Below are 8,248 nucleotides of genomic sequence, written 5' to 3' on the forward strand. Positions count from 1 at the left end.
CGGGTAGCGGGCCAGCGTCCATGTCTGGCCTACTACCCGGGACTTGACCTAGACTGGGCTTCGTCCAGCGTCTCTTGCGCTTCAGCTTCCAAGGCCTCTTGCATGTCCGATCCTCGTTACCAGGTCGACGTCAGCGTCGTCACCCGCTTCCTTGCAGAACAATCGCAACCCGAGCAGAACCGCTTTGCCTTCGCCTACACCATCACGGTGCAGAACAACGGTGAGCTGCCAGCCAGGTTGATGTCACGGCACTGGGTGATCACCGATGGCGACGGTCATGTGGAAGAAGTCCGTGGCGCCGGCGTGGTCGGCCAGCAACCGCTGATCGAAGTCGGCCAGAGCCACACCTACAGCAGCGGCACGGTGATGACGACGAAAGTCGGCAACATGCAGGGCACCTACCAGATGCTGGCCGAGGACGGTAAGCGCTTCGACGCCGTGATCGCGCCCTTCCGCCTTGCCGTCCCCGGGTCCCTGCACTGATGGCGGCGTATGCCGTCGGCGACCTGCAAGGCTGCCTGGAACCGCTCAAGTGCCTGCTCGAGCGCATCAAGTTCGATCCGGCCCAGGATAAGCTGTGGCTGGTGGGCGACCTGGTCAACCGGGGCCCGCAATCCCTGGAAACCCTGCGTTTTCTCTACCGCATGCGCGAGTCGCTGGTCTGTGTGCTGGGCAACCATGACCTGCACCTGCTCGCCGCCAGCCGCATGATCGAGCGCCTGAAGAAAAGCGACACGCTGCGCGAGATCCTCGAGGCCCCGGATCGCGCCGAACTGCTGGACTGGCTGCGCCAGCAGAAGCTGCTGCACCACGACGCCGAGCGCAACGTGGCCCTGGTCCACGCCGGCATTCCTCCCCAGTGGACGCTGAAGAAAGCCCTCAAATACGCCGCCGAAGTGGAAACCGCCTTGCGCGACGACAACCTGCTGGCGCCCTTCCTCGACGGCATGTACGGCAACGAGCCGAACAAGTGGGACGGCGACCTGCAAGGCGTGGCCCGCCTGCGGGTGATCACCAACTATTTCACGCGGATGCGCTTCTGCACCGCCGATGGCAAGCTCGACCTCAAGGGCAAGGAAGGCGCCGACACCGCCCCTCGCGGCTACGCCCCCTGGTTCAGCTACAAGGAGCGCAAGACCCAGGGCCTGAAGATCATCTTCGGTCACTGGGCCGCCCTTGAAGGCCGATGCGACGAGCCCGGCATCTTCGCCCTCGACACCGGCTGCGTCTGGGGCGGCGCCATGACCCTGATGAACGTCGACACCGGCGAGCTGCTGACCTGCAAGTGCGATGCCCAGGGTGGCGTTGCTCCGCCACCGACCCTGGCCGAACGCTTCCGAGCCTGGTTATATCGCTAGACTGTAAGACCTACCCGCACCCGACGGAGCCCAGCATGACCGAATTCAAACGTATCCCGCCCGAACAAGCCCAGGCCCTGCGCGAGCAAGGCGCCGTGGTCGTCGACGTCCGCGACCCGCAGACCTTCGCCCTGAATCACATCAGCGGCGCCCGGCACCTGGACAACCACAACATCGCCGATTTCATTCGCGCCGCCGACCTCGACGCGCCAACGGTGGTGTGCTGCTACCACGGCAATTCGAGCCAGAGCGCCGCCGCCTACCTGATCAGCCAGGGCTTCAGCGACGTCTACAGCCTGGACGGTGGCTTTGAGCTGTGGCGTACGACCTATCCGTCAGAAATTGCTCAAGATATTTCCGAATAATTTTTTTCTGTTGCTGGAGCCCGCGGGATTCGCGGGCTAGAGGCTTTCCTGACGAACGGTCAGGCGCAACTAATTGCTCATCTTGACTTGACCCCGCCGATTCCGAACTATCCTTAAGCGCAGGCCATCCAAATCAGGGGAGAGCCGGTACACCGGCGTACGGGTCATCGGTAGTAATTTTCAAAGTGATCATCGCTTTGAAGGTGTTCTGGGGGGTAAACGGCAACGGCTTTCGCAGTTGCATGCCAGCACTGGACTGATTGATCCGGCACCGGCTCCACGTATCGAGCGAGGTGACGTCATGAGCATTTTCAGCCATTTCCAACAACGCTTCGAATCCACACGGCAAGAAGAACTCACGCTGCAGGAGTACCTTGAGCTGTGCAAAAAGGATCGCAGCGCTTACGCGTCGGCAGCTGAGCGGCTGCTACTGGCAATCGGCGAACCCGAACTGCTGGATACGTCCACCAACTCGCGGTTGTCGCGCATCTTCTCCAACAAGGTGATTCGTCGCTATCCGGCCTTTGAAGACTTCCACGGGATGGAAGAATGCATCGACCAGATCGTTTCGTATTTCCGCCACGCCGCCCAAGGCCTGGAAGAGAAGAAACAGATCCTCTACCTCCTCGGTCCCGTCGGCGGCGGTAAATCGTCCCTGGCCGAAAAGCTGAAACAGCTGATCGAGAAAGTCCCCTTCTACGCCATCAAGGGCTCACCAGTCTTCGAATCGCCCCTGGGGCTGTTCAACGCCACCGAAGACGGTGCAATCCTCGAGGAAGACTTCGGGATTCCCCGACGCTACCTGAACACCATCATGTCGCCCTGGGCGACCAAGCGCCTGGCCGAATTCGGCGGCGACATCAGCCAGTTCCGGGTGGTCAAGCTCTACCCCTCGATCCTCAACCAGATCGGCGTGGCCAAGACCGAACCGGGCGACGAAAACAACCAGGACATCTCCGCCCTCGTGGGCAAGGTCGATATCCGCAAGCTGGAAGAGTTTCCACAGAACGACGCCGACGCCTACAGCTACTCGGGCGCCCTGTGCCGGGCCAACCAGGGCCTGATGGAATTCGTGGAGATGTTCAAGGCACCGATCAAGGTGCTCCACCCATTGCTCACCGCGACCCAGGAAGGTAACTACAACAGTACCGAAGGCCTGGGGGCGATTCCGTTCACCGGGATCCTGCTGGCCCACTCCAACGAATCGGAGTGGCATACCTTCCGCAACAACAAGAACAACGAAGCCTTCATCGACCGGATCTACATCGTCAAGGTCCCGTATTGCCTGCGGGTCAGCGACGAAGTGAAGATCTACGACAAACTCCTGTTCAACAGCTCCCTGGCCAAGGCCCACTGCGCGCCCGACACCCTGAAGATGCTCGCCCAGTTCACCGTGCTCTCGCGCCTCAAGGAGCCGGAGAACTCGAACATCTACTCGAAAATGCGCGTCTACGACGGCGAAAACCTCAAGGACACCGACCCGAAAGCCAAGTCGATCCAGGAGTACCGCGACAGCGCGGGCGTGGACGAAGGCATGAACGGCCTGTCGACCCGCTTCGCCTTCAAGATCCTCTCGAAAGTCTTCAACTTCGATCCCCACGAGATCGCCGCCAACCCGGTGCACCTGCTCTATGTGCTGGAACAGCAGATCGAACAGGAACAGTTCCAGGCCGAAACCCGTGAGCGCTACCTGCGCTTCCTCAAGGAATACCTGGCTCCGCGCTATATCGAGTTCATCGGCAAGGAAATCCAGACCGCGTACCTGGAGTCCTACAGCGAGTACGGCCAGAACATCTTCGACCGCTACGTGCTGTACGCGGACTTCTGGATTCAGGATCAGGAATACCGCGATCCGGAAACCGGCGAAATCCTCAACCGCGTCGCCCTGAACGAAGAACTGGAGAAAATCGAAAAACCGGCCGGCATCAGCAATCCGAAGGATTTCCGCAACGAGATCGTCAACTTCGTCCTGCGCGCCCGGGCCAACAACAACGGTAAGAATCCGACCTGGCTCAGCTACGAGAAGCTGCGGGTGGTGATCGAGAAGAAAATGTTCTCCAACACCGAGGATCTGCTGCCGGTCATCAGTTTCAACGCCAAAGCCAGCAAAGAGGATCAACAGAAGCACAACGACTTCGTCACCCGCATGGTCGAACGTGGCTACACCGACAAACAGGTACGACTGCTCTCCGAGTGGTACCTGCGGGTCAGAAAATCGCAGTAGTAACGGCAGCTGCAAGCGGCACGCGACAAGCCGCAGGCACGTTTATCGACGTGCTTGCGGTGCAGGAGCTGACCGCTTGTCTTTAAGCTTCCAGCTTGGCGCTTGAAGCTTGTAACTTGAAGCTGTCCGGAGGGCTCCTCATGAGCTATGTGATCGACCGACGTCTCAATGGCAAGAACAAGAGCACGGTGAACCGTCAGCGCTTCCTGCGGCGCTACCGTGACCATATCAAAAAGGCTGTCGAGGAAGCCGTGAGCCGGCGCTCCATTACCGATATGGAGCATGGCGAACAAATCAGCATCCCCGGCCGCGATATCGATGAACCCGTGCTGCACCATGGGCGTGGCGGCAAGCAGACCGTGGTGCATCCCGGCAACAAGGAATTCACCAGCGGCGAGCATATCGCCCGGCCACCCGGTGGCGGTGGCGGCCGTGGTCCGGGCAAGGCCGGCAACTCGGGTGAAGGAATGGACGAGTTCTCCTTCCAGATCACCCAGGAAGAGTTTCTCGAGTTCATGTTCGAGGACCTCGAACTGCCGAACCTGGTCAAACGCAACCTCACCGGCACCGATACCTTCAAGACCGTCCGCGCCGGGATCAGCAACGAGGGCAACCCCTCGCGCATCAACATCATCCGCACCCTGCGCTCGGCCCACGCACGTCGGATCGCCCTGTCCGGCAGCAGCCGGGCCAAACTCAAGGAAGCCAAGGCCGAGTTGGAGCGCCTGAGACGCGAAGAGCCGGACAACTTCGGCGATATCCAGGAAATCGAGGCGGAAATCGAGAAACTCAGTGCGCGTATCCATCGCATTCCGTTCCTCGACACCTTCGACCTCAAGTACAACCTGCTGGTCAAGCAACCCAACCCCAGCTCCAAGGCGGTGATGTTCTGCCTGATGGACGTGTCCGGCTCCATGACCCAGGCGACCAAGGACATCGCCAAGCGTTTCTTCATCCTGCTGTACCTGTTTCTCAAACGGAACTACGACAAGATCGAGGTGGTGTTCATCCGCCATCACACCAGCGCCCGGGAAGTCGACGAAGAGGAGTTCTTCTACTCGCGGGAAACCGGCGGCACCATCGTCTCCAGCGCACTGAAGCTGATGCAGGAGATCATGGCCGAACGCTATCCAACCAACGAATGGAACATCTACGCCGCCCAGGCTTCAGACGGCGACAACTGGAACGATGACTCGCCCATCTGCCGCGACATCCTGATCAACCAGATCATGCCGTTCGTGCAGTACTACACTTACGTAGAGATCACCCCCCGCGAACACCAGGCCCTGTGGTACGAATACGAACGCATCAGCGAGGCGTTCAGCGATACGTTTGCCCAGCAGCAGCTGGTGTCGGCCGGCGATATCTACCCGGTCTTCCGTGAACTCTTCCAGCGCAGGTTAGTGACATGACCGCCAGAGAGCCGAAACAACAGAAACGCCAACCCCTCTCCACCGGTTCGGAGTGGACCTTTGAGCTGATCCAGGCCTACGACCGCGAAATCAGCCGTATCGCCAATCGTTATGCCCTGGATACCTACCCCAACCAGATCGAAGTGATTACCGCCGAGCAGATGATGGACGCCTATGCCTCCGTCGGCATGCCCCTGGGTTATCACCACTGGTCCTACGGCAAGCACTTCCTCAGCACTGAAAAGTCCTACAGCCGCGGCCAGATGGGCCTGGCCTACGAGATCGTGATCAACTCGGACCCGTGCATTGCCTACCTGATGGAAGAGAACACCATCTGCATGCAGGCGCTGGTGGTGGCCCATGCCTGCTATGGCCACAACAGCTTCTTCAAGGGCAACTACCTGTTCCGCACCTGGACCGACGCCAGCTCGATCATCGACTACCTGGTCTTCGCCAAGCAGTACATCATGCAATGCGAGGAGCGCCATGGCATCGACGCGGTCGAAGACCTGCTCGACTCCTGCCACGCCCTGATGAACTACGGCGTCGACCGCTATAAACGCCCCTACCCGATTTCCGCCGAAGAGGAACGCCGGCGGCAGAAGGACCGCGAAGAGCACCTGCAAAAGCAGATCAACGACCTGTGGCGCACCATTCCCAAGGGCGCGGATAAATTCAGCGACAAGGACAACGCGCGCTTCCCCTCCGAACCCCAGGAAAACATCCTCTACTTCATCGAAAAACATGCGCCGTTGCTGGAGCCCTGGCAGCGGGAAATCGTCCGGATCGTGCGCAAGATCGCCCAGTACTTCTACCCGCAACGCCAGACCCAGGTGATGAACGAAGGCTGGGCAACCTTCTGGCACTACACCCTGATGAACGATCTCTACGACGAAGGGCTGGTCACCGACGGCTTCATGATGGAGTTCCTCACCTCCCACACCAGCGTGGTCTTCCAACCGGGCTTCGACAGCCCTTACTACAGCGGCATCAACCCCTATGCCCTGGGGTTTGCCATGTACCGCGACATTCGGCGCATGTGCGAGGAGCCGACGGAAGAAGACCGTCACTGGTTCCCGGAACTGGCCGGCAGCGACTGGCTCTCGAGCATCAAGTTCGCCATGAGCAGTTTCAAGGACGAGAGTTTTATCCTGCAGTACCTGTCACCGAAAGTGATTCGCGACCTCAAGCTGTTCAGCATCCTCGATGACGACCAGCGCGACGACCTGCTGGTGCCGGCCATCCACGACGAAGGCGGCTACCAGACCATCCGTGAAACCCTGGCCGCCCAGTACAACCTGGGTAACCGCGAACCCAACGTGCAGATCTGGAGCATCGACCGCCGCGGCGACCGTTCACTGACCCTGCGTCACCAGCAACATGACCGCAAACCCCTGGGCGACTCCACCGAGGAAGTGCTCAAGCACCTGCACCGCCTCTGGGGCTTCGATATCCACCTGGAAACCCTGCAAGGCGACCAGGTCATGAAAACCCACCACGTCCCGCCCAAGGGCGAGCACAGCGAAGGGGAATACGGTCGACTGGACCTGGCCGTGATTCATCTCTGAATGACACCCTCGCCTCCGTTGGTGCGATCCACAGGTTATCCTGTCGTGCCAACGGAGGTTTTTCATGCAGATTTATAAAGTCGGCGGCGCGGTTCGCGATCGCCTGCTGGGTCAGCCGGTTACCGATATCGACTGGGTGGTGGTGGGTGCCAGCGCCGAAGAGATGCAGGCCAAGGGCTTTCGCCCGGTCGGCGCGGATTTTCCGGTTTTTCTTCACCCCTCGAGTGGCGAGGAATACGCCCTGGCCCGGACCGAACGCAAGAGCGGGCGTGGTTATGGCGGGTTCATTTTCCACGCCAGCCCCGATGTCACCCTGGAAGAAGACCTGATCCGCCGGGATCTGACCATCAATGCCATGGCTGAAGACGAGCACGGCAACCTGACCGATCCCTACCACGGCCAGGCCGATCTCGACGCCCGCCTTCTGCGTCATGTTTCTCCCGCTTTTGCCGAAGATCCCCTCCGGGTACTGCGTGTTGCCCGCTTTGCCGCGCGCTATGCCGCCATGGGTTTCAAGGTAGTCCCCGAGACCCTCGCGCTGATGCGCCAGCTGGCCGAATCGGGCGAGCTGCAGGCCCTGACACCGGAGCGCAGTTGGAAGGAAATCTCCCGCGCGCTGATGGAAGAGCAACCCCAGGTGTTTATCCAGGTACTGCGCGATTGCGGCGCGCTGGCCGTGCTGTTTCCGGAAGTCGACGCGCTGTTCGGGGTGCCGCAACCTGAAGCCCACCACCCGGAAATCGACAGCGGCGTGCATACCCTGAGCGTCCTGGAGCAAGCCGCACGCCATCAGCAGCCACTGACGGTGCGCTGGGCCTGCCTGCTGCACGACCTCGGCAAGGGGCTGACACCCGAAAGCGAGTGGCCGAAGCATATTGCCCACGAGTTCAAGGGACTGAAGCTGATCAAGGCGGTGAACGAGCGCTACAAGGTGCCGCGCGACTGCCAGGAACTGGCGTTGCTGGTGGGCGAATACCACACCCATGGCCATCGCGCCCTGGAGCTCAAGGCCTCGACCTTGCTGGAGTTGCTGCAGAGTTTCGATGTCTACCGGCGCCCGCAGCGTTTCGAGGAGTTTATCGCCGCCTGCGAGATGGATGCGCGAGGGCGCCTGGGGCTGGAGGAGCGAACTTATCCACAGGCGGATTATTTGCGCGGGGCGGCGGCGGTCGCCAAGGCGGTCGCGGTTCAGCCGCTGCTGGAGAAGGGCTTCAAAGGGCCGGAGCTGGGTGAAGCGCTCAAGCGTGAGCGCCTGAAAGCCCTAAAGGCCTACAAAGAAAAAGCCACCGACCGAACACAACCCTTGTAGGAGCAACTGTCT

At 60.4% G+C, this 8,248-nt stretch carries 7 protein-coding genes; all 7 read left to right on the forward strand.

What is annotated here, in order from left to right; genetic code table 11:
* The first annotated feature begins 102 nt into the window (after positions 1 to 102).
* Positions 103 to 483, forward strand: coding sequence for a Co2+/Mg2+ efflux protein ApaG (gene apaG, locus CWE01_RS10830; protein ID WP_100940528.1), 381 nt, complete (start codon positions 103 to 105; stop codon positions 481 to 483).
* Entirely contained in the window at positions 483 to 1,358 is an 876-nt protein-coding gene (locus CWE01_RS10835) for a symmetrical bis(5'-nucleosyl)-tetraphosphatase (RefSeq protein ID WP_100940529.1), read from the forward strand. The genes apaG and CWE01_RS10835 overlap by 1 nt, the downstream gene beginning before the upstream one ends.
* Before the next feature lie 35 nt (positions 1,359 to 1,393).
* Positions 1,394 to 1,723, forward strand: a complete 330-nt coding sequence (gene glpE / locus CWE01_RS10840; RefSeq protein WP_100940530.1) for a thiosulfate sulfurtransferase GlpE — start codon at positions 1,394 to 1,396, stop codon at positions 1,721 to 1,723.
* Positions 1,724 to 2,024: 301 nt separating this feature from the next.
* Positions 2,025 to 3,947, forward strand: coding sequence for a PrkA family serine protein kinase (locus CWE01_RS10845; RefSeq protein ID WP_017128689.1), 1,923 nt, complete (start codon positions 2,025 to 2,027; stop codon positions 3,945 to 3,947).
* 140 nt (positions 3,948 to 4,087) lie between these two features.
* A complete protein-coding gene (locus tag CWE01_RS10850; protein WP_100940531.1) occupies positions 4,088 to 5,359 on the forward strand; it encodes a YeaH/YhbH family protein in 1,272 nt (423 codons plus the stop codon).
* On the forward strand, positions 5,356 to 6,927 hold the full coding sequence (locus tag CWE01_RS10855; RefSeq protein WP_100940532.1) for a SpoVR family protein: 1,572 nt from the start codon (positions 5,356 to 5,358) through the stop codon (positions 6,925 to 6,927). Before CWE01_RS10850 ends, CWE01_RS10855 begins: the two co-directional genes overlap by 4 nt.
* 64 nt (positions 6,928 to 6,991) lie before the next feature.
* Positions 6,992 to 8,236 carry a multifunctional CCA addition/repair protein gene (locus CWE01_RS10860; protein ID WP_100940533.1) on the forward strand — a complete coding sequence of 415 codons (1,245 nt, stop codon included), beginning with the start codon at positions 6,992 to 6,994 and terminating at the stop codon, positions 8,234 to 8,236.
* Positions 8,237 to 8,248: the final 12 nt, after the last annotated feature.

It is taken from the genome of Pseudomonas sp. QS1027 (genome assembly GCF_002814235.1).
GTDB lineage: Bacteria > Pseudomonadota > Gammaproteobacteria > Pseudomonadales > Pseudomonadaceae > Aquipseudomonas.

Bases quoted from the DNA above. Each gene is read 5' to 3' on its own strand.
- apaG (WP_100940528.1), top strand. From the start codon at position 103: ATGTCCGATCCTCGTTACCAGGTCGACGTCAGCGTCGTCACCCGCTTC.
- CWE01_RS10845 (WP_017128689.1), top strand. From the start codon at position 2,025: ATGAGCATTTTCAGCCATTTCCAACAACGCTTCGAATCCACACGGCAA.
- CWE01_RS10835 (WP_100940529.1), top strand. From the start codon at position 483: ATGGCGGCGTATGCCGTCGGCGACCTGCAAGGCTGCCTGGAACCGCTC.
- CWE01_RS10855 (WP_100940532.1), top strand. From the start codon at position 5,356: ATGACCGCCAGAGAGCCGAAACAACAGAAACGCCAACCCCTCTCCACC.
- CWE01_RS10860 (WP_100940533.1), top strand. From the start codon at position 6,992: ATGCAGATTTATAAAGTCGGCGGCGCGGTTCGCGATCGCCTGCTGGGT.
- CWE01_RS10850 (WP_100940531.1), top strand. From the start codon at position 4,088: ATGAGCTATGTGATCGACCGACGTCTCAATGGCAAGAACAAGAGCACG.
- glpE (WP_100940530.1), top strand. From the start codon at position 1,394: ATGACCGAATTCAAACGTATCCCGCCCGAACAAGCCCAGGCCCTGCGC.